19 protein-coding genes and 1 tRNA gene are annotated in these 18,068 nt (G+C 36.5%); 14 read left to right on the top strand and 6 right to left on the bottom strand.

Going from position 1 to position 18,068, the window contains the following annotated elements:
* Position 1: 1 nt before the first annotated feature.
* Together M0Q20_RS07640 and M0Q20_RS07635 are read left to right on the top strand one after the other, a co-directional pair.
* Positions 2 to 1,054 (top strand): peptidase M42, encoded by a 1,053-nt coding sequence (locus tag M0Q20_RS07640; protein WP_295060124.1) that lies wholly within the window; start codon positions 2 to 4, stop codon positions 1,052 to 1,054.
* Positions 1,051 to 1,836, top strand: a complete 786-nt coding sequence (locus tag M0Q20_RS07635) for a CorA family divalent cation transporter (RefSeq protein ID WP_295060121.1) — start codon at positions 1,051 to 1,053, stop codon at positions 1,834 to 1,836. The genes M0Q20_RS07640 and M0Q20_RS07635 overlap by 4 nt, the downstream gene beginning before the upstream one ends.
* A 74-nt stretch (positions 1,837 to 1,910) precedes the next feature.
* Here the strand turns inward: M0Q20_RS07635 and M0Q20_RS07630 are convergent, their stop codons facing one another.
* Positions 1,911 to 2,042, bottom strand: coding sequence for a hypothetical protein (locus M0Q20_RS07630; protein WP_295060118.1), 132 nt, complete (start codon positions 2,040 to 2,042; stop codon positions 1,911 to 1,913).
* A 193-nt stretch (positions 2,043 to 2,235) separates the two neighbouring features.
* Here M0Q20_RS07630 and M0Q20_RS07625 point away from each other — a divergent pair, with 193 nt between their 5' ends.
* From M0Q20_RS07625 to M0Q20_RS07610, 4 genes are read left to right on the top strand one after another with little or no spacing between them, the layout of a single operon-like run.
* Positions 2,236 to 3,441 (top strand): TolC family protein, encoded by a 1,206-nt coding sequence (locus tag M0Q20_RS07625; RefSeq protein WP_295060115.1) that lies wholly within the window; start codon positions 2,236 to 2,238, stop codon positions 3,439 to 3,441.
* 1 nt (position 3,442) lies between these two features.
* Positions 3,443 to 4,663, top strand: a complete 1,221-nt coding sequence (locus M0Q20_RS07620; protein WP_295060112.1) for an efflux RND transporter periplasmic adaptor subunit — start codon at positions 3,443 to 3,445, stop codon at positions 4,661 to 4,663.
* Entirely contained in the window at positions 4,660 to 5,361 is a 702-nt protein-coding gene (locus tag M0Q20_RS07615) for an ABC transporter ATP-binding protein (protein WP_295060109.1), read from the top strand. Before M0Q20_RS07620 ends, M0Q20_RS07615 begins: the two co-directional genes overlap by 4 nt.
* On the top strand, positions 5,358 to 6,569 hold the full coding sequence (locus M0Q20_RS07610; RefSeq protein WP_295060107.1) for an ABC transporter permease: 1,212 nt from the start codon (positions 5,358 to 5,360) through the stop codon (positions 6,567 to 6,569). Before M0Q20_RS07615 ends, M0Q20_RS07610 begins: the two co-directional genes overlap by 4 nt.
* Positions 6,570 to 6,587: 18 nt before the next feature.
* Here the strand turns inward: M0Q20_RS07610 and M0Q20_RS07605 are convergent, their stop codons facing one another.
* From M0Q20_RS07605 to M0Q20_RS07595, 3 genes are all read right to left on the bottom strand, one after another.
* Positions 6,588 to 6,734 (bottom strand): lmo0937 family membrane protein, encoded by a 147-nt coding sequence (locus M0Q20_RS07605; protein WP_295060104.1) that lies wholly within the window; start codon positions 6,732 to 6,734, stop codon positions 6,588 to 6,590.
* Positions 6,735 to 6,749: 15 nt separating this feature from the next.
* Positions 6,750 to 7,022, bottom strand: coding sequence for a DUF3185 family protein (locus tag M0Q20_RS07600; RefSeq protein WP_295060101.1), 273 nt, complete (start codon positions 7,020 to 7,022; stop codon positions 6,750 to 6,752).
* A gap of 150 nt (positions 7,023 to 7,172) precedes the next feature.
* Complete coding sequence (locus M0Q20_RS07595; protein WP_295060098.1) at positions 7,173 to 7,985, bottom strand: formate/nitrite transporter family protein; 813 nt, start codon at positions 7,983 to 7,985, stop codon at positions 7,173 to 7,175.
* A gap of 201 nt (positions 7,986 to 8,186) precedes the next feature.
* On the opposite strand from M0Q20_RS07595, the gene M0Q20_RS07590 reads away from it, so the two are divergent.
* The 5 genes from M0Q20_RS07590 to M0Q20_RS07570 all read left to right on the top strand — a co-directional run bounded on the left by M0Q20_RS07590 (position 8,187) and on the right by M0Q20_RS07570 (position 14,447).
* Positions 8,187 to 9,548 carry an NAD(P)/FAD-dependent oxidoreductase gene (locus M0Q20_RS07590; protein ID WP_295060095.1) on the top strand — a complete coding sequence of 454 codons (1,362 nt, stop codon included), beginning with the start codon at positions 8,187 to 8,189 and terminating at the stop codon, positions 9,546 to 9,548.
* 72 nt (positions 9,549 to 9,620) lie between these two features.
* Positions 9,621 to 10,061, top strand: a complete 441-nt coding sequence (locus M0Q20_RS07585) for a DoxX family protein (protein WP_295060093.1) — start codon at positions 9,621 to 9,623, stop codon at positions 10,059 to 10,061.
* 3 nt (positions 10,062 to 10,064) lie between these two features.
* On the top strand, positions 10,065 to 11,819 hold the full coding sequence (locus M0Q20_RS07580; RefSeq protein ID WP_295060090.1) for an FMN-binding glutamate synthase family protein: 1,755 nt from the start codon (positions 10,065 to 10,067) through the stop codon (positions 11,817 to 11,819).
* A gap of 66 nt (positions 11,820 to 11,885) precedes the next feature.
* On the top strand, positions 11,886 to 13,868 hold the full coding sequence (uvrB, locus tag M0Q20_RS07575) for an excinuclease ABC subunit UvrB (RefSeq protein ID WP_295060087.1): 1,983 nt from the start codon (positions 11,886 to 11,888) through the stop codon (positions 13,866 to 13,868).
* A 15-nt stretch (positions 13,869 to 13,883) separates the two neighbouring features.
* A complete protein-coding gene (locus M0Q20_RS07570) occupies positions 13,884 to 14,447 on the top strand; it encodes a DedA family protein (RefSeq protein ID WP_295060084.1) in 564 nt (187 codons plus the stop codon).
* A 100-nt stretch (positions 14,448 to 14,547) separates the two neighbouring features.
* Here M0Q20_RS07570 and pckA read toward each other — a convergent pair whose 3' ends face one another.
* The gene (gene pckA / locus M0Q20_RS07565; protein ID WP_295060081.1) at positions 14,548 to 16,140 is read right to left on the bottom strand and encodes a phosphoenolpyruvate carboxykinase (ATP); all 1,593 of its coding nucleotides are present in this window, start codon (positions 16,138 to 16,140) and stop codon (positions 14,548 to 14,550) included.
* 160 nt (positions 16,141 to 16,300) lie between these two features.
* On the opposite strand from pckA, the gene M0Q20_RS07560 reads away from it, so the two are divergent.
* The 3 genes from M0Q20_RS07560 (at position 16,301) to M0Q20_RS07550 (ending at position 17,103) form a co-directional block, all read left to right on the top strand.
* Positions 16,301 to 16,376 (top strand) — tRNA-Val (locus tag M0Q20_RS07560).
* 140 nt (positions 16,377 to 16,516) lie between these two features.
* Positions 16,517 to 16,765, top strand: coding sequence for a type II toxin-antitoxin system HicA family toxin (locus tag M0Q20_RS07555; protein WP_295060078.1), 249 nt, complete (start codon positions 16,517 to 16,519; stop codon positions 16,763 to 16,765).
* Positions 16,765 to 17,103 carry a type II toxin-antitoxin system HicB family antitoxin gene (locus M0Q20_RS07550; RefSeq protein WP_295060076.1) on the top strand — a complete coding sequence of 113 codons (339 nt, stop codon included), beginning with the start codon at positions 16,765 to 16,767 and terminating at the stop codon, positions 17,101 to 17,103. The genes M0Q20_RS07555 and M0Q20_RS07550 overlap by 1 nt, the downstream gene beginning before the upstream one ends.
* 67 nt (positions 17,104 to 17,170) lie before the next feature.
* On the opposite strand, the gene M0Q20_RS07545 is transcribed toward M0Q20_RS07550, so the two are convergent.
* Positions 17,171 to 18,068: TonB-dependent receptor (locus tag M0Q20_RS07545; RefSeq protein ID WP_295060073.1), on the bottom strand; the 898-nt coding region annotated here is incomplete at its 5' end.

The raw sequence follows: 18,068 nt of genomic DNA, 5'->3' as shown, positions 1-18,068 counted from the left end.
GATGGAGCTATTTTACGATATATTAAAACAACTTATTCGCATACCGAGTGTTGTAGGAGAGGAACACCCCTTTTTTATGTTTATAAAAAGAGAGCTTGAGGAGCTAGGCGTAAAAGTTGAATATTATGACGGCGTACTTATAGCAAAGGGAGAGAATCCTCAGAGTGGGTATATCTCTGCACATGCCGATAGACATGGACTTATATGCACCGGGCACAACGAGTTTCAGTATGCAGCATTTATTGCAAAAAACAAAGCAGACCTAAGAGGTGACTCAAGCTCAGAACAGCTACTTAACAACTTTACCGCAAGATTTGTAGATGAAAAAGTACAAGCTTACGAACCATGGTCTGGAACATATCTTGGACTTGGCTCGATAAGAGATGCTTTTTTGTGTCAAAGAAGAAAAAATATTATCTTTAAAATAGAGAATTTTGACTACCTGTTTCCCGGAACTCCTATAGCCTTTACCGATAAGCTTGAGATAAAAGACGATCTCATTTCTGCGCAACTAGATAATGTAGTAAGCATAGCAATCATAATCTACATGTACGCCATTGGATATCAAGGTACTGCCTTTTTTACCGCTTCAGAAGAGGCAGGTAGGAGTTGGAGATTTTTACTTGAGTGGTTTAGACGTTTTGATATAAAAACAGATGAGCTACTTGTTCTTGATACCAGCCCCTACCCTACGTTGGATGAGATTAGAAAAATAGACATAGTGATGAGAAACAGAGATTCAAATGCTGTATTTAGATCACCCCTAAAAAATAAAATAAAGAAGATAGCCATAAAAAACAAGATACGCTATGATTTTAAAGATAAATATTTAAAGGCTAAAATGTTAAAAAACGGTACAGCAAGCTCTCTTGGTACTACCGAACTCGGAAGACTTATTCATGCGACAAAGGGAGAGATTCAAGGTGCAACTCTTCAAATTCCGACAATCGGGTATCATACCGTTAATGAAACTACAACAAAAAATGCAATTGAGGGTATGATTACTGTTTTAAAAAAGCTATATCTTACTAACAATATAAAAGAGAAACAGTGAGTAATATTCATAGTATAGTCGATAATCTTCATTTAGAGGATTTACAAAATGAGACACATCCCTCTATATTTGATGAGAATGACAATTACGATATGTTAATTCTCAGACTGCCGTTAATTCTCGATGAACTAAAGATGACATCTATAGGTTTTATAATAACATCTAAGGAGAGTTACTTATATAATAGAGACGAAAAAAAGTTTGAAACCTTACAGAGCCGTTTTGAAGCCCCTTATAAGATACTTGACGGCATGATTGATGAGCTATTAAAATCATTTGAAAAGTATATAGATTCAATTGCCGATATAGAAGAGGCTCTATACTTAAATAAGACAAAAAACTCTTTTATGAACAAGTGGTTACATCTTAAACGAAATATTGTAAGAATCGAGAGAGTATTAATGCATGCATCTTCTACCATGGATGGGGCAATTAAACATTATGAAAAAGATGATGATTTTCCAATCAACCACTATATAGATCTACATGGGCACATAGAGAGAGTACTAAGATCTGCATCTCTGCAACTATCTAAGCTTGATTATCTTTACACTTTTTACAGTGCAAGAACAAATGAAAAAATGAATACTCTTATCTATAATCTCACTATTATATCAGCAATATTTTTACCCCTAAACCTGATTGTCGGTTTCTTTGGCATGAATACTAGCGGTCTACCCTTTACTGAGGGGACATCCGGAACAACAGGTGTTATGATATTAACGCTGTTTTTATTCTTTATTACTGCTGGAATAATAGGTTTTATAAGAAAGAGATTTTAAAAAGGGATTGTTTATCACTAAAATAGGTTAAAAAACCTATTTTAGAAGGAGAAATAAAATTTTAGATATTTAAATTAATAAATATCTGAATTTGGATGATTAGGCTTACTAATGGGAGTTTGAGCCTCTTTTGTATCGTAGTGTACTACGTTGTCAGCTTGAAGAGCACCTAATGTTAATGCGATTAGTAAAATGAATTTTTTCATTTTGTATCCTTTGGTAAGAACGAATTACGCTCTAATTTTTTAAATCAGAGTAATTTTATCCGATTTAACTTTTACCTTTTATATCACTTTTTAATTACATAGTTGTTTTAAGATATTTTTTATATTTATATAAGAGCACTAACTTAAAATTTACCCTAACTCAGATACAATTTTAAAAAGTTTAAGGATAAGAATGAAAAAGAACACTCTCTCTTATATAATACTTTATCTTCTGACTTTTACATCATTGAGTGCAAATGAGAAGGAGCTCCTCTCACAAGAGAAACAAAATCTTTTGCTCCAAGAACAAAACAGATATGAATCAGAGTATGAAAAACTAAAGTACAACTGGATAGCACCTCTTAATCTAGGTGCATCCTATGGATACGACAAAACATATACGGGGGATTACGGCACAAATACAAATATCTCAGCTTCCATCTCTCAAGATATCTTCCGCTCAGGAGGTATAACATATCAGATAGAGTATGCAGATGCCAAAAAAAGAGCAGATGAGATTTTGCTTGCAAAAGAGATAGCAGCTATAAACGAAGAGCTCTTTAGTGCGCTATTAAACTACAAAAAGACGCTTTATCAAAAACAGCAGAGTGAGTTACTACTTAAAAACAATGAGATAGAGATTTTTATAAAACGTCAACTCTATGATGTAGGCAAAGCTGATATTACAGAACTAAACAATGCTTTGATGGCACAAAGCAGTGAGTTGAAAAATTTAGCCTCACATAAGTATATGCTAGCACGTTTAAGAGAAGATATCTCAAAGGTAAGTGATATAGACCCCAAAATATTTTTGCTTCCTGAGTTTACTTTGGTACAGAGAGACTCCTATCTTGAAAATAATTTAAACCTAAACTATCTCCGCTTGCAAACAAAAAGCTATGAACATCTCTATGGCGTGACAAAGAGTAGCTATCTGCCAAGCGTTACTCTAAACGCTAATACCGGTTATCAAGAGTACGACTCAAAAAGGTATGACACACAATATGACGGTAGTTACTATAGTGCAGGTGTCGCTATTAATATACCTCTTGCCTATAATGCAACGGCTACTAAGCAAGAAGCAAAAGCTAATTATTTAAAACAAGCGGCTCAAGCGGCAGATACGCTTAGAAGCACAAAAGCCTCTTACGCTCAATCTCTTGAACTTATTGAGAGTTATCGCAGCCATAACGAGATAACCTTTAACAATCTCTCTTTATATGATGAGCTTATAGAAGCTATAGAAGCAGGAGTAAATACAGGTGAGAAGACGGGATATGATTTGCAAACCATAAAAAACTCAAAAGCGATTGAGAGGCTTAATATAAAAATAAACGAGATAAATATACAAATAGAGCTGGCAAAACTTCATTTTGCGCTTAAAGCTCCAAGGAGATAAGATGGACAATAACTCAAACAACACAATAGAAGAGACTCTAAAAATTGGTAAAAACCAAAAAAGCGGCTATAAAAAATATATATGGATTTTTGCTATTGTGCTTCTCATTGCAGGAGCTGTTTTTTGGTATATGACAAAAGAGGCAAAAAATAAAGAGCTAAACTTTCAGACGACAAAGTTAGAGAAAAAAACTATTACTACAACAGTATCGGCAACCGGAAACATGGAGCCGACAAACACCGTTGATGTAGGTATAGAAGTCTCGGGAACTATAAGCGAAGTTTTAGTAGATTATAACGAGCAAGTCAAAGTAGGTCAGCTTATGGCGAGGCTTGATACGGTAAAACTATCTTCAAAAGTAACAAGTTACCAAGCCGCACTCGCAAAACATCAAGCAAATATCGCCGAAGCAACTGCAACGCTAAACAAGGCACAAAATGAGTACAGACGAGTAGAGAAAATGGTTCAAGCTACAAATGGAAACTACCCATCAAAGCAAGAGGTTGATTCTGCTCTTGCCGCTTATGAACTCGCAATGGCCTCACTGCAAGCCGCAAAAGCCGGGCGTGACCAAGCAAGTGCCGAGCTTAAGGCCGCGCAAGACGACCTAAAAAAAGCAGCTATCGTATCTCCTATAAATGGTGTAGTCTTAGATAGAAAAATCGAACCGGGGCAAAGCGTTGTTGCTTCCATGACGATTCCGGTACTCTTTACAATGGCAGAGGATTTGACCAAAATGAAAGTGGTTGTAAGTGTTGATGAAGCAGATATTGCAGATGTAAAAGAGCAGCAGAGAGTAAAATTTAGTGTCGATGCTTATCCGCAGAAGCTTTTTGAGGGAACACTTACGCAGTTGCGTCTTAACTCCCAGATAGTAAACGGTGTAGTGACCTATGATGCTGTTGTGAATGTGGATAATTCAGAGCTTCTTCTAAGACCGGGAATGACTGTAACAGCGCAGATTGTTACAGATATTTTAGAGAATGTCTCTGTTTTACCAAATGCGGCACTTCGTTTTACTCCACCTATAGAAGATAAAGCAAATTCTAGACATGCTAAAACTAAAACAGATATTTCAAAACACTATGTTTGGATTTTACGAGAAAACAGACCCCTTAAGATTGAAGTTGAAATCGGAAAAAGCGATGGAAGCTTTACCGTTATAAAAAAAGCAGAAATTAGCGAAAATGATTTAGTTTTAATCGGAACAAAAGAGTCATGAAAGAGTATATCATAGAGTTGCGAGGGGCAACAAAAACATATGGCAAAAATGAGGCAAAAACTTATGCCATGCGGGGTGTTGATTTAAAAGTCAAACGAGGAGAATTTTTAGCAATCATGGGACCTAGCGGGTCGGGTAAATCAACTGCCATGAATATGATTGGCTGCCTTGATACTCTAAGTGGCGGAAAGTACTTCTTTGAGGGGATTGATACCGGAACTCTCTCACGAGATCAACGTGCACTTTTAAGAAGAAACTATATAGGATTTATATTTCAAGGGTTTAACCTGCTTGGAAAAACAACTGCCATAGAAAATGTCGAACTTCCCCTTCTGTATCGCGGTTATAACACACATGAGAGGCATAAAATGGCAATGGAAGCTCTAAGAAGTGTCGGATTAGAGAGTGTTGCGCATCACACTCCCGGCGAGCTTTCAGGTGGGCAGCAGCAGCGTGTTGCAATAGCGCGGGCAATTGCAACAAACCCACTTATTTTACTAGCAGATGAGCCGACCGGAAATCTTGATACTGCAAAAAGTATTGAGATTATGGAGCTTTTACAATCCTTTAACCGAGACAAAAAAATCACTATTCTTATGGTAACTCATGAGAGTGAAATGGCGGAGTACGCCTCAAGAAGAGTGCATTTTAGAGATGGTGATATAGAGTATATCCAAGATGTAGAAGTTGCTCCATGATTTGGAATGCTTTTTTACTCGCCCTTCGTGAAATTCGTAGAAGTGCAATGCGCTCAGCCTTAACAGTGCTTGGAATTGTTATTGGAATCGCTTCTGTTATTGCAATGATAATGTTAGGAGATTCTACAACAGCTTATGTTACGCAGAGCATATCTAAGCTTGGAACAAATATGCTCATAGTTATACCGGGACAGCAGAAACAAGGTCCTCCAAGCACCGATTCAGCGGCTCGAAGATTTGTCCAAGGTGATATTGATGCTCTTAAAGAGGGAGCTATTAATATTCGCGGGGTTGCTCCCATTAGCTCAAGCCAAATGCAAGCAGTATATGCAAACAAGAACTACTCTACAACCGTTGAAGGAAGCGACAACGACTACTTTGTGGTTAAGGATTGGGTTTTTGCCTCAGGTAGAAATTTTTTGCCTTCAGAACTTAAAAGCGGAAAAACTGTTTGTATTATCGGTGAAACGGTTAGAAAAGAGCTTTTTGGCGCACTTAATCCCGTAGGAGAGCTAATAAGGCTTGAGAATTTCTCATGTGAGATTATCGGACTACTTGAATCAAAAGGTGCGGCAATGTTTGGGATGGATCAAGATGCCATAATTGTAACTCCTATAAGAATGTTTCAAAGACGAATAAGTGGAAATCAGGAGATAGGAAGGATTGTAATTTCTGCAAATAACTCCTCCTCAATAGAGAGCGTAAAAGCATCTGTAATCTCTATTTTACAGGAGCGGCGCAAGATTGGGCTTGGAGAAGAGGATGATTTTAACGTCCATGATATGCGTGAAATGGTTCAAACGCTCTCTTCCACAACGCAGATACTTACCATTTTGCTTGGAGCGGTTGCGGCAATCAGCCTTCTTGTCGGCGGTATAGGCATCATGAATATTATGCTAGTCTCCGTTACTGAGAGAACACGCGAGATAGGCATACGACTTGCAATCGGGGCGCTTGAGAGAGAGGTGCTGTTGCAGTTTTTAGTTGAGTCTATAGTTCTTGCTTCCATTGGAGGGGTTTTGGGTATTATTGTAGGAGTAAGTGCGGGGGTTGGGATTGCTCTTTATTTTGATTTGCCGTTAATTTTTAATACACCTATAGTTTTAGTAGCTTTTTTCTTCTCAACAGTTGTCGGAGTTGTTTTTGGATACTTTCCGGCAAGAAAAGCCGCAAGACTAAACCCTATAGATGCTCTAAGACATGAGTAGGGTTTAAAATATAACTATTTATAATCGCCTACCTTGAATAACACGAAGCAGAACAACTACAAGCGCAATAACTAAGAGAACATGAATAAATCCTCCAAGAGTGTACGAGCTTACAAGCCCTAAAAGCCAAAGAATGATTAGGATTATTGCAATTGTTTCAAGCATATTGTCTCTTTATTTTTAATTTTTACGAAAAAGATAGATGCCAACAACAAAAGCAACAGCACCTAAAATATAATAAGTCATTACTCTGTCTGTATCTGCGCCAGTAACAGCTTGAGTTACCTCTGAACCGATAGAGCCTGATAACTGATATCCCCATACTGCAAAACCAACCCCGACGACGGCTAGTACAATACCGATAATTTTCATTCTAACTCCTTTTTCTGCTAAACTCCTCTGTTTTAAAGAGCTGAAATGCTTTAGCGTGCAGATAACATCATCATACAACAAAAATTATTTTTTAAGATATAAAATCAAATTATTTAATCTTCTCGCTTGCAAAGTTTTTCACCTCTGTACTGATGAGAGAATAATTCAAGAGTCTATTTTAGTTCTTAAATATAGGTTTGATGCAAAAATAGTTTAAAAAACTACTCCTTTTTATGTTAAATCTCTTTTTGTTCCGGTTCTTATGTGAGTTGAGTATAGTGTGAGTCCGGTAAATGTTAGACCACCTACTAGATTTCCCAGTACGGTTGGAATCTCATTCCAGATTAGATAATCCATGATTGTAAAATCTCCACCTAAAATCATAGAAAATGGGAACAAAAACATATTTACTATAGAGTGCTCAAAGCCCATAAAAAAGAAGAGCATGATAGGCATCCACATAGCTATAGCTTTACCGCTAACTGTTGTGGATATCATCGCACCTACAACACCCATTGAGACCATCCAGTTACAAAGCATCCCTCGCATAAATATAGTAAGCCATCCAAAGACACCGTGCTCCTTGTAACCTAAAGTTCTTGCTTCACCTATAGTGGCTATTTTATCTCCAACTAAATCCGGCTCTATGGAGTAACCATAAGTTAGAACAAAAGAGAGCATAAAAGCAACTACAATCGCACCGGCAAAGTTACCTAAAAAAACAAGTCCCCAGTTTCTTAAAACTTGTTTTAAAGTCACTCCGGGTCTCTTGTCTAAAAGAGCAAGAGGAACTAGAACAAAAACTCCAGTTAAGAGATCAAAACCCATAAGGTAGAGCATGATAAAACCAACCGGAAAGAGCATTGCTCCGGCAAGAGCGGAACCTGTTGTTATCGTAACGGTTATAGCAAATGCGGCAGAGAGTCCAAGTATGGCTCCAGCCATAAAGGCTCTGATAATGGTGTCTTTAGTTGACATATAGACCTTAGACTCCCCAGAATCGACCATCTTTGTTACAAAATCATTTGGCTGTAGATAAGACATAAAAAAATCCCTATAAAAAAATCTTTGTTATTATATGTAAAAAATGCTGATTTAAATAGTATAAATTATCGAAGAGTTATTAACTTTGTAGTAAACTATGATATTTTAGACTTAGTGGTTAAAAAAGTTCAAGAGAGATTCTGTTTGGGCATTTATGAATCCAGATTTTGCTATAACGGCTAAAGAAAAGGATTATAAAATATGAAAAAATTTGATTTGATTATTATAGGTGGAGGTAGAGCCTCCCATTTAGCTTCAAAGGTTGGTAAATTAGGTAAAAAAGTTGCATTGATTGAAAAATCTACTTTAGGAGGAACATGTGCAAATAGAGGCTGTGTTCCTTCTAAACTTCTTATTGGTTATGCTGATGTAATACGAGCTATAGAAGAATCAAATAGGCACTATATAAACTCTAGCATAGATAAAATAGATATAGAAAAAATATTTGAAAATAATAATAGTTTTATAAATAGTGTTGATGAAAACCATAAATCTAAATTAAATGAAAATGTTAAACTCTTTAGAGGGATTGGTTTTTTTGTTTCAAACAATATTGTTGAAGTAAATAATGAAAAACTAACTGCTCCCAAAATAATAATAGCAACAGGTGCCTCTCCTAAAAAAGCACCTTTTGAAGGGGCTTGGACAAGTGATGATATTTTTCCTATAAATAAAATACCAAAATCAATAACAATTGTTGGCTCTGGCTTTATTGCTTGTGAGTTAGTTAATGTTTTTGATGCTTTGGGCGTAAAAACAAAACTTTTAGTAAGAAGTGAAAATATCTTATCAAATGAAGATGAGGATATATCAAAAGTTTTTAAAGAGGAGTTTTCTAAAAAAATAGATATTGAGTTTAATACAACTATCAAAGATGCAACATATAAAGACTCTTTTTTTGACCTAACACTAGAAGATAAAGCAGGTAAAACTAAAAACCACACCTCTGAAGCTCTGCTTTATGCAATAGGGAGAGAATCAAATGCAAAAAGTCTAAATCTTAAAAACACTTCAATAAAACTTGATGATAGAGGATTTATAAAAAGAGATAAATTTTTTCAGACTGATGCAAAAGGTGTATATGTAGTTGGAGATGCTGCTGGTAAATATATGCTTCAACATGCAGCCTCTTACGAGATGAACTATCTTTATAAAATACTATTTGAAGACGAAAATAGAGCTTTAGAGTTTAAGTACATGCCACATGCAGTTTTTACTGACCCTGAAATAGCAAGCGTTGGGGTAACTGAAAAAGAGGCAAAAGAAAAAAACTTAAATTTTGTAGTATCAAAAACAGATTGGCTCACAAGCGCAAAAGCTCAAGGCACAAAGTTGAAATATCCTTTTACAAAATTAATCGTAGATAAAAAGAGTTATAAGATACTAGGTTGTCATATGATAGGACCTCAAAGTTCAACAATGATACATCAAGTACTTACAGTTATGCATATAGACAATGATATAAGACACCTAAAAGAGATGTTATATATTCACCCGGCACTTAGTGAGTCACTCTTACCGGCTGCAATAAATATTGTAAAAAAGATTGAGAGATTAAAATAATAAAGAATATCGCATAATCTTTACAATCTCTTATGCTACAATTATATTAACTGCAAATAGTAGGAGTCCATTATGAAGTGCAAACAGATGTATATGGAATTTTCTCGTTTAAGCGAGTACGGCAAGTCCCTATCTTTATTGTTTGCCAGAGTGGCGGTCGCTTACGGTTTTTATGAACCGGCAATGATGAAATGGAGTGATATCGGCTCAGTTGCACAGTGGTTTGGCTCAATGGGCATACCGTTTCCGACATTAAACGCATACATGGCGGCAAGCGCAGAGATTATGGGTGTGATTCTGCTGACACTGGGATTATTAACTAGATTTATATCTTTACCTCTTATTGTCGTGATGATAGTAGCAATTGTAACTGTGCATTTGCCACATGGATTTTCAGCTGGGGAAAATGGTTTTGAAATACCGTTATATTACATGCTGTTTTTACTTATATTTGTAGCAAATGGAGCTGGAAAATTTAGTCTTGACAGATTGATTTTTGGTGAAAAAAACTAGACAATGGAAGCTTTATTAAACTTTACAAATAATATCGGAAATTTTAACTTTCCTATATTACTATTTTTATTTCAAGCAGCTATTGTTGTTTTTATTGTAATTTCCGTTATATTATTTATTTATGATAAATTTATACAAAGAGAAGATCAGCTTCTTATAAACTACCCACTTATAGGGCGACTGCGCTACCTTTTTTATGCTCTTCGTGACCCAATGCGCCAATATTTCGGTGATGAAAAATTTTATGAATCTTTTGACAAAGTAAAATGGGTTTATGATTCGGCTGAACGTAAATCATCTTATACTTCATTCTCTCCGGGACAACAACAAAAAAGTGCAAGACTCTCTATTAAGAATGCAAATTGTGTACTAAATACAGATGATGTTAGTGATGATTTTAGTGTGACTTTTGGTGAAAACTCTACAAATCCATTTAAAACAAAGTCAGTTTTTGGAAGAAGTGCCATGAGTGACGGAGCGATTTCTCCTGAGGGGACAAGAGCTTTTTCAAAAGGCGCATATCTTGGTAAATTCCCCATCAACACAGGAGAAGGAAGTCTGACTTCTAACTTTTTATACACACATAAATATAGTGAAAAAAATAGTAAATATTTTGATGTTTTAGAGGGCACGCTTTTTGCAAAAGTTATATATAAAATTTTACGTTTACTCCTTAATGAGGCTATAGCTGAAAAAGTTTATAGACATATTGTTATCTACTCCAAAGATGCAGAGAGTTATCTTTTTAATCGCGATAAACTCATTTGCTATAGAGTAAACTGGAATGCTCCGCTAGATTCATTTCCATCTACTGTGCCAAATGATATTGCAGATATAATTTTTCAAATAGGAAGCGGTCTTTATGGCGTTCGTGACAAAGATGGCAATTTTGATGAAGATAGATATAAAAAAACTATGAGTTTTGCAAAAATGACTGAGATAAAAATTGCTCAAGGCGCTAAACAAACAGGTGGTAAATTACTAGCAGATAAGGTTAGTGATGCTGTTGCTTATTACCGTGGAGTTGAGCCTCATAAGGATCTCTTAAGTCCAAATCAGTTTCCGTTTGCTCACAATCTCGAAGAGTTGTTTGATTTTATAGGAAGGCTTAAAAAACTATCACAAAAACCGGTTGGAGTTAAAATAGTTATATCATCAAAAGAGTCATTTGATAAGTATGCAAATCTCATCAAAAAAAGAGTTGATGAGAGATCTGATGCTTACCCTGATTTTATTACAGTTGACGGCGGCGATGGAGGAAGCGGTGCGGCACCGTTAGAGATGATGATGGCAGTTGGTATGGTAATTACAAAAGCATTATATGTAGCAGACAGCGCACTTAAAAGAGTCGGCATTCGAGATAAAGTGAAAATAATTGCTAGTGAAAAAGTTCTCACTCCTGATGATGCCTTTGTTCTTTTTGGAATCGGCGCCGATTATGTAGCAATTGCTAGAGCCTTTATGATGAGTGCCGGATGCATTAGAGCAAGAGAGTGTTCAGGTGCACATGGAAGACATTGTCCAGTTGGACTTGCAACACAAGATAAGAAAAAAAGAGCCTCGTTTTTAGTCGAGAAAAAAGCAATAAATGTTGCCTCTTATCATGAGCAACTATTAGCAGGCGTTCGTCAACTTTTAGCAGTCGTAGGAGTAAATCACATCTCAAAACTAAACAAATCTCATCTTATGTTTAAAGGTCATACAGGTAAAACATATATGAATATAGATAGATATTTTAAAGAATCGATATTAGATTAACAAACCACATCTTGAAAAAAAGCTCGGTTTCTCTGATATTATCCCCATTTAGCTATAATTTCATCAATGAAAAAAGAAGCAAACTTTAAAGTAGTATCAAATTACTCCCCGGCAGGAGACCAGCCAACAGCTATAAAAACCATAAGTGACTCCATCCTAGAGGGCAATCGCTACCAAGCGCTTGAGGGCGTAACAGGAAGCGGTAAAACCTACACGATGGCAAGTGTTATAGAAAAAGTGCAGATGCCTACCATTATCATGACGCACAACAAAACTTTAGCCGCACAGCTATACTCAGAGTTTAGACAATTCTTTCCAAATAACCATGTTGAGTATTTTGTATCTTACTATGACTACTATCAGCCGGAAGCTTACATCCCAAGACAAGACCTCTTTATAGAAAAAGATAGTGCTATTAATGATGAGCTTGAACGTCTAAGGCTCTCTACAACTGCAAATCTTCTTAGCTACGATGATGTTATAGTTGTTGCATCCGTCTCTGCAAACTACGGATTGGGAGATCCCGAGGAGTATGAAAATATGGTGCAGTCCATCGCCATCGGCGATACTATAGCACAAAAAAAACTTCTGCTTCGCCTTGTTGAGATGGGTTATAGTCGAAACGATTCATACTTCGACAGCGGTCACATACGAGTAAACGGCGAGAGCTTGGATGTTTACCCGCCATACTTTGAGCAAGAGGCCATTAGAATAGAGTTTTTTGGAGATGAGATAGAAGCGATTTATACTTTTGATGTAATTGAGAACAAAAAGCTTGAGGAGCATAAAAACTTTACTATCTATGCAACCTCACAGTTTAGCGTAAGCCAAGAGAAGATGGCAGTTGCTATTAAACGCATAGAAGAGGAGCTTGATGAGAGGCTTGCATACTTTCAAAAAGAGGGCAAGCTCGTCGAGTACCAACGCTTAAAGCAGAGAGTGGAGTTTGACCTTGAGATGCTTCAAACTACTGGAATGTGTAAAGGGGTTGAGAACTACTCAAGGCTACTTACAAATAAAAAACCCGGAGAGGCTCCATATACTCTGCTTGATTATTTTGCTCTGCACCACAAAGAGTATCTTGTAATTGTTGATGAATCACACGTTTCACTTTCGCAATATCGTGGAATGTACGCGGGAGATAGAGCCAGAAAAGAGGTCTTGGTTGATTATGGATTTCGTCTGCCAAGTGCACTTGACAACAGACCTCTAATGCTCGATGAGTATATAAACAAAGCTCCTCACTACCTCTTTGTCTCTGCCACGCCATCTGATTATGAGCTTGAGCTCTCAAGTGTATGTGCAAAACAGATTATCCGTCCAACAGGTTTGCTTGACCCTATTTTAGAGATAAAAAGCTCGACTAATCAGGTTGAAGATATACATGATGAGATTAAAAAAGTAATCACAAAAGATGAACGTGTTCTTATAACTGTTTTAACTAAAAAAATGGCAGAGGCGCTTACAAAATACCTTGCAGATTTGGGTATAAAAGTACAATACATGCACTCAGATATTGACACAATTGAGAGAAACCAGATAATACGCTCTTTGCGACTTGGAGAGTTTGATGTTTTAATAGGCATAAACTTGCTTCGTGAGGGACTTGACTTGCCGGAAGTCAGTCTTGTCGCAATTCTAGATGCTGACAAAGAGGGTTTTTTAAGAAGTGAGACAGCGCTCATTCAGACAATCGGACGAGGGGCTAGAAATGCAAACGGTAGAGTAATTTTATATGCAAACAAGATAACAGGTTCCATGCAAAGAGCAATTGATAAAACAAATGCAAGAAGAGAGATGCAGCAGAAGCATAACAAAGAGCATAACATTACACCAACAACTACCATCCGTAAATTAGACGAAAATTTAAAAGTAGAAGATTACGGCGATATTTACCAAAAACATAAAAAAATGGATAAAATACCGCCAGCAGAGAGAAAAGCCATGGTAAAAGAGCTCTCTTTAAAGATGAAAGAGGCGGCACTCGAGCTAAACTTTGAAGAAGCCGCACGTCTTCGTGATGAAATAACAAAAATTAAAAAACTTTAGAAAGTAGACTATAAAATGGAAGATACATTTAGCAATCTAGCAACTTACGGATATATAGGACTTTTTCTCTACTCGCTTGGCGGTGGGTTTGTAGCAATTATTGCGGCAGGTGTTTTGTCATTTATGGGCAAAATGGATTTAAGCCTATCTATTTTAATAGCATTTACAGCAAATGCTCTTGGAGATTTTCTACTCTTTTATATGGCTAGATACCAAAAAACAATGATGATGGATGGCTTGCGTAAACATAGAAGAAAACTCGCCCTTGCACACATCATGATGAAGAAAAACGGCTCTTGGATAATACTCATCCAAAAATTTGTTTACGGTATAAAGACTCTTATACCCATTGCCATAGGATTAACTAAGTATGACTTTAAAAGATTTGCAATACTGAATGTTTTAAGTGCAGCAGTTTGGGCACTTGCTTTTGGACTTGGTAGTTACTATTCTGGAAGTTTTTTGATAGGCATAGCAGAGACAATAAGTCAAAAACCATGGATAGCGCCTATCATTTTGGTAGTTTTTGGAGGGGCTTTGTGGCTATATATGACAAAAGCCACAAAGCGAAAAAATTGAGCTTCTTTAGAAAGCGAAAAAATTGAGCTTCTTTAGAAAGCGAAAAAATTGAGCTTCTTTAGAAAACGAAGGAACTGAGTTTCTTTAGAAAGCTAAAAAGTTAGCTTCCTTTCTCCAATTTTGGTCCCGCGGCAGAGTAGTTAAACTCGCTATCTTTGCTCTGGTACTTTTTAAAATTCTCTATAAACATCTCAGCTAACATATCTCTTGTTCTATCAAACTCCTCTTTATCAGCCCATGCATTTCGAGGGTTTAATATCTCAGGATTTATATCTCCAAGAGTCTTTGGAACATAAAGACCAAATGTTTTTGTAACATCAAACTCACTGCTTTTTATACTTCCGTCTAATATGGCATTTATACATGCACGAGTATCTTTAATGCTCATTCTATGCCCTACTCCGTAAGCACCACCTGTCCAGCCGGTATTTACAAGATAGACATTAACATCATGTTTGTCTATTTTTTCACCTAAAAGTTTTGCATATACTGTTGGGTGAAGAGGCAAGAATGCTTCCCCAAAACATGCACTAAATGTTGCAACAGGCTCAGTTATACCGCGTTCTGTTCCGGCAACTTTTGCAGTATATCCACTTAGAAAATAGTACATTGCTTGTTCACGAGTAAGTTTTGAGACTGGAGGAAGAACGCCAAAAGCGTCCGCAGTTAAAAAGATTATATTTTCAGGATGACCTGCGCTTAGAGAGGGTTCGTGGTTTTCTATATGTTCTATCGGGTAGGAGACCCGCGTGTTTTCTGTTTTACTTGAGTCTTCATAATCGACTTCACCATCACCGTACATTACGACATTCTCAAGCAGAGCACCGGACTTAATGGCGTTATATATCTCAGGCTCGCTCTTGCCGTCAAGATTTATAACCTTGGCGTAGCAACCGCCCTCAAAGTTAAATATTCCATTATCATCCCATCCATGCTCATCATCACCGATAAGTTTTCTATGCGGATCTGTAGAGAGCGTAGTTTTTCCAGTACCGCTAAGTCCGAAGAAAAGTGCCGTGTCGCCACGCTCTCCAACATTTGCAGAGCAGTGCATTGGAAGCTTATCTTCAAGTGGCAGCCAGTAGTTCATCATTGAAAAAATTCCTTTTTTCAACTCGCCTCCATACCATGTCCCGCCGATAATCGCTAAGTTATTTTCAATATCAAAGAGTACAAAAACTTCTGAATTAAGTCCATGCTCCATCCATTTTTCATTAACTGCCTTACAAGCGTTCATTACTGTAAACTGTGGCTTAAAACTCTCTAATTCAGATTTAGTTGGGCGGATAAACATATTTTTAACAAAGTGAGACTGCCATGCTATCTCGGTTATAAAGCGTATTGATCTTTTTGAAGCTTCACTAGCACCGCTGTAAACATCTGTTATGTATAAGTCTTTGCCTGAGAGCTGCTCTCTTGAGAGGTCTAAAAGTTCATTAAAAATCTCTTCACTTATTTTTTGATTTACATCACCCCACGCAATATGTTCATTTGATGGATAGCGATCTACGAAATATTTATCTTTTGGGCTACGGCCCGTAAATATACCGGTATCTACGGCTGTTGCACCCTTTTTTGTTACAACACACTCATTATTTTCAATCTCATGTCGAATTAATTCATCATAACTAAGATTATGATAAATTTTTCCAACACTTTTTAAGCCTATCTCTTCTAACTCAGTTAAGTTCATAACTTGCCTTATGGTACTTTTTAATTATGAGTCGAATTATACACTTAATAAACATAAATTAAAAGTAAATCTCTACTCTCAATATATATTTTAAATAACTTTTTTAATGCGTCAAATAAAAAAATTTATTTTAAGGATTTTTCGCTAAAATTACGCTCTTGCTCGCATAACTCAGTTGGTAGAGTGTTACCTCGACAAGGTAAAAGTCACTGGTTCGAGTCCAGTTGTGAGCACCACTTCTTTTTACTAATTACTTATTTTTTACACTTTCAGCTCTCCCTATATTTTACTTAATTACTATGTCTATTAATGCCCACTCACTACAAGCTGTCAATATAAATGCTTTTTTGTAACTATTTTATGGTATCATTTTAGTATGAGCAAGAAAGATAAACTATTAAGCAGATTTTCAAAAGTACCGCCAAATAAAGATCTGACATTTGACGAACTTCAAACTCTGCTTTTAAGTCTTGGCTATGATAAGGTAGAAGGTAGCGGGTCAGCCGTAAAGTTTTACAACAAAGAGAAAGATAGTCTCATAAACTTACACAAACCACACCCAGGCAATATTTTAAAAATCTATCTTGTTAAGCAGATACAAGTTAAGCTAAAGGAGATACTATAATGGCTAATACAATCGAATATAAAGGCTATGTCGGTTCAATAGAGTATTCTAGTGAAGATAAACTCTTTTTTGGAAAAATAGAGCTTATAGACGATCTAGTAACCTTTGAGGCAGATAGCGCAAGCGAGCTTGAGACAAACTTTCACAATGCGGTCGATGAGTATTTGAAAACATGCAAAGAGCTGGGGAGAAAGCCGCAAAAAACATACAAAGGCGTCTTTAATGTCAGAATTGACCCCAAGCTACATCAAAAAATCCATCAAGAAGCGCTAAAAGCAGGTGTTTCTTTAAATGCTTTTATTCAAAATTTATTGAAAACAAAAATCCATACTGCATAAAATAAAAACTTACCGTAATTTTGCGGTAATTGTTGCGATTTAAATCAGATTCTTAGCACCAAATATGCTAATTAAATTTCCACTCCAAAGAGACGTAATAAGAGCGCCCTTCTGTAGGATAACCGTACTTCCACTCATATGCTTCATCAAAAAGATTCTTAACACCAAATCGTAGTGTTGTTTTATCGATCTTAGTATAAATTGCTTGCAGATCAAACAGATGATAAGAGTCTAGTTTTTCCTGCTCATCTGTATATGTGGCTGTGTTGGAACTATAGCGTGAACCAAAATATTGATAACTCAAATAAGCATCCCATCCTTTAGAAATAGTTACAGTATCTTCCAGTTTTATTCTATGCTCAGGTATCAATTCCAATGGGTTGTTCTCACTGTCTTGCGTATGTGAAAAAGCATATGAAAAACGCAGATGATGATTGTCAAAGACCTTGCTATCCATACGTATATCCATACCGTATTGCTCCGCTTTATCAAGATTTATATAGCCCATATTACGATAAACGATCAGGTCCTCAATATCGTAATAATAAAGCGCCGCTTCTACCGATGTCTTTTCTTCCAGCATCCGCTTATAGCCTGCCGTATATTGCATACTTTTTTCCGGTTTTAAATCGGCATTGGCAACTTCCCACGGGAAAAAAGCGAACATCTCGCCCATGGACGGCATACGGCTCTTATTAGCCACACCTGCATATAGAGTGTTATTTTCACTTATATAAGATATTTTTACCTGAGCATCAATTGCTTCTTTATCGCTTACTGCTTCTTTGGGTTTAATCAAATTATAAGACATAGCAGCATCAAGCTCTAAGTATTCTTCCAAATACAGTTTATACATGTAAGCCGCCTTGAATGTCTCTGCTTGAAACTTTTCTGTCTCTAGAGCTCCGCCCTTTCTGATATGCTCATTTTGTTCAGCCTGCAGAACAAAAGAATTTTCATAAAAA

The sequence above is a fragment of the Sulfurimonas sp. genome (genome assembly GCF_023229025.1).
Classification (GTDB): domain Bacteria; phylum Campylobacterota; class Campylobacteria; order Campylobacterales; family Sulfurimonadaceae; genus Sulfurimonas.
Note: the sequence above shows the minus strand (reverse complement) of the source record. Positions and strands in the feature narration are given on the sequence as shown.

What these genes read in the sequence shown, in the direction of transcription:
- M0Q20_RS07640 (WP_295060124.1), top strand. Translation starts at nt 2, where the DNA reads ATGGAGCTATTTTACGATATATTAAAACAACTTATTCGCATACCGAGT.
- M0Q20_RS07630 (WP_295060118.1), bottom strand. Translation starts at nt 2,042, where the DNA reads ATGAAAAAATTCATTTTACTAATCGCATTAACATTAGGTGCTCTTCAA.
- M0Q20_RS07625 (WP_295060115.1), top strand. Translation starts at nt 2,236, where the DNA reads ATGAAAAAGAACACTCTCTCTTATATAATACTTTATCTTCTGACTTTT.
- M0Q20_RS07620 (WP_295060112.1), top strand. Translation starts at nt 3,443, where the DNA reads ATGGACAATAACTCAAACAACACAATAGAAGAGACTCTAAAAATTGGT.
- M0Q20_RS07615 (WP_295060109.1), top strand. Translation starts at nt 4,660, where the DNA reads ATGAAAGAGTATATCATAGAGTTGCGAGGGGCAACAAAAACATATGGC.
- M0Q20_RS07610 (WP_295060107.1), top strand. Translation starts at nt 5,358, where the DNA reads ATGATTTGGAATGCTTTTTTACTCGCCCTTCGTGAAATTCGTAGAAGT.
- M0Q20_RS07605 (WP_295060104.1), bottom strand. Translation starts at nt 6,734, where the DNA reads ATGCTTGAAACAATTGCAATAATCCTAATCATTCTTTGGCTTTTAGGG.
- M0Q20_RS07595 (WP_295060098.1), bottom strand. Translation starts at nt 7,985, where the DNA reads ATGTCTTATCTACAGCCAAATGATTTTGTAACAAAGATGGTCGATTCT.
- M0Q20_RS07590 (WP_295060095.1), top strand. Translation starts at nt 8,187, where the DNA reads ATGAAAAAATTTGATTTGATTATTATAGGTGGAGGTAGAGCCTCCCAT.
- M0Q20_RS07585 (WP_295060093.1), top strand. Translation starts at nt 9,621, where the DNA reads ATGAAGTGCAAACAGATGTATATGGAATTTTCTCGTTTAAGCGAGTAC.
- M0Q20_RS07580 (WP_295060090.1), top strand. Translation starts at nt 10,065, where the DNA reads ATGGAAGCTTTATTAAACTTTACAAATAATATCGGAAATTTTAACTTT.
- uvrB (WP_295060087.1), top strand. Translation starts at nt 11,886, where the DNA reads ATGAAAAAAGAAGCAAACTTTAAAGTAGTATCAAATTACTCCCCGGCA.
- M0Q20_RS07570 (WP_295060084.1), top strand. Translation starts at nt 13,884, where the DNA reads ATGGAAGATACATTTAGCAATCTAGCAACTTACGGATATATAGGACTT.
- pckA (WP_295060081.1), bottom strand. Translation starts at nt 16,140, where the DNA reads ATGAACTTAACTGAGTTAGAAGAGATAGGCTTAAAAAGTGTTGGAAAA.
- M0Q20_RS07555 (WP_295060078.1), top strand. Translation starts at nt 16,517, where the DNA reads ATGAGCAAGAAAGATAAACTATTAAGCAGATTTTCAAAAGTACCGCCA.
- M0Q20_RS07550 (WP_295060076.1), top strand. Translation starts at nt 16,765, where the DNA reads ATGGCTAATACAATCGAATATAAAGGCTATGTCGGTTCAATAGAGTAT.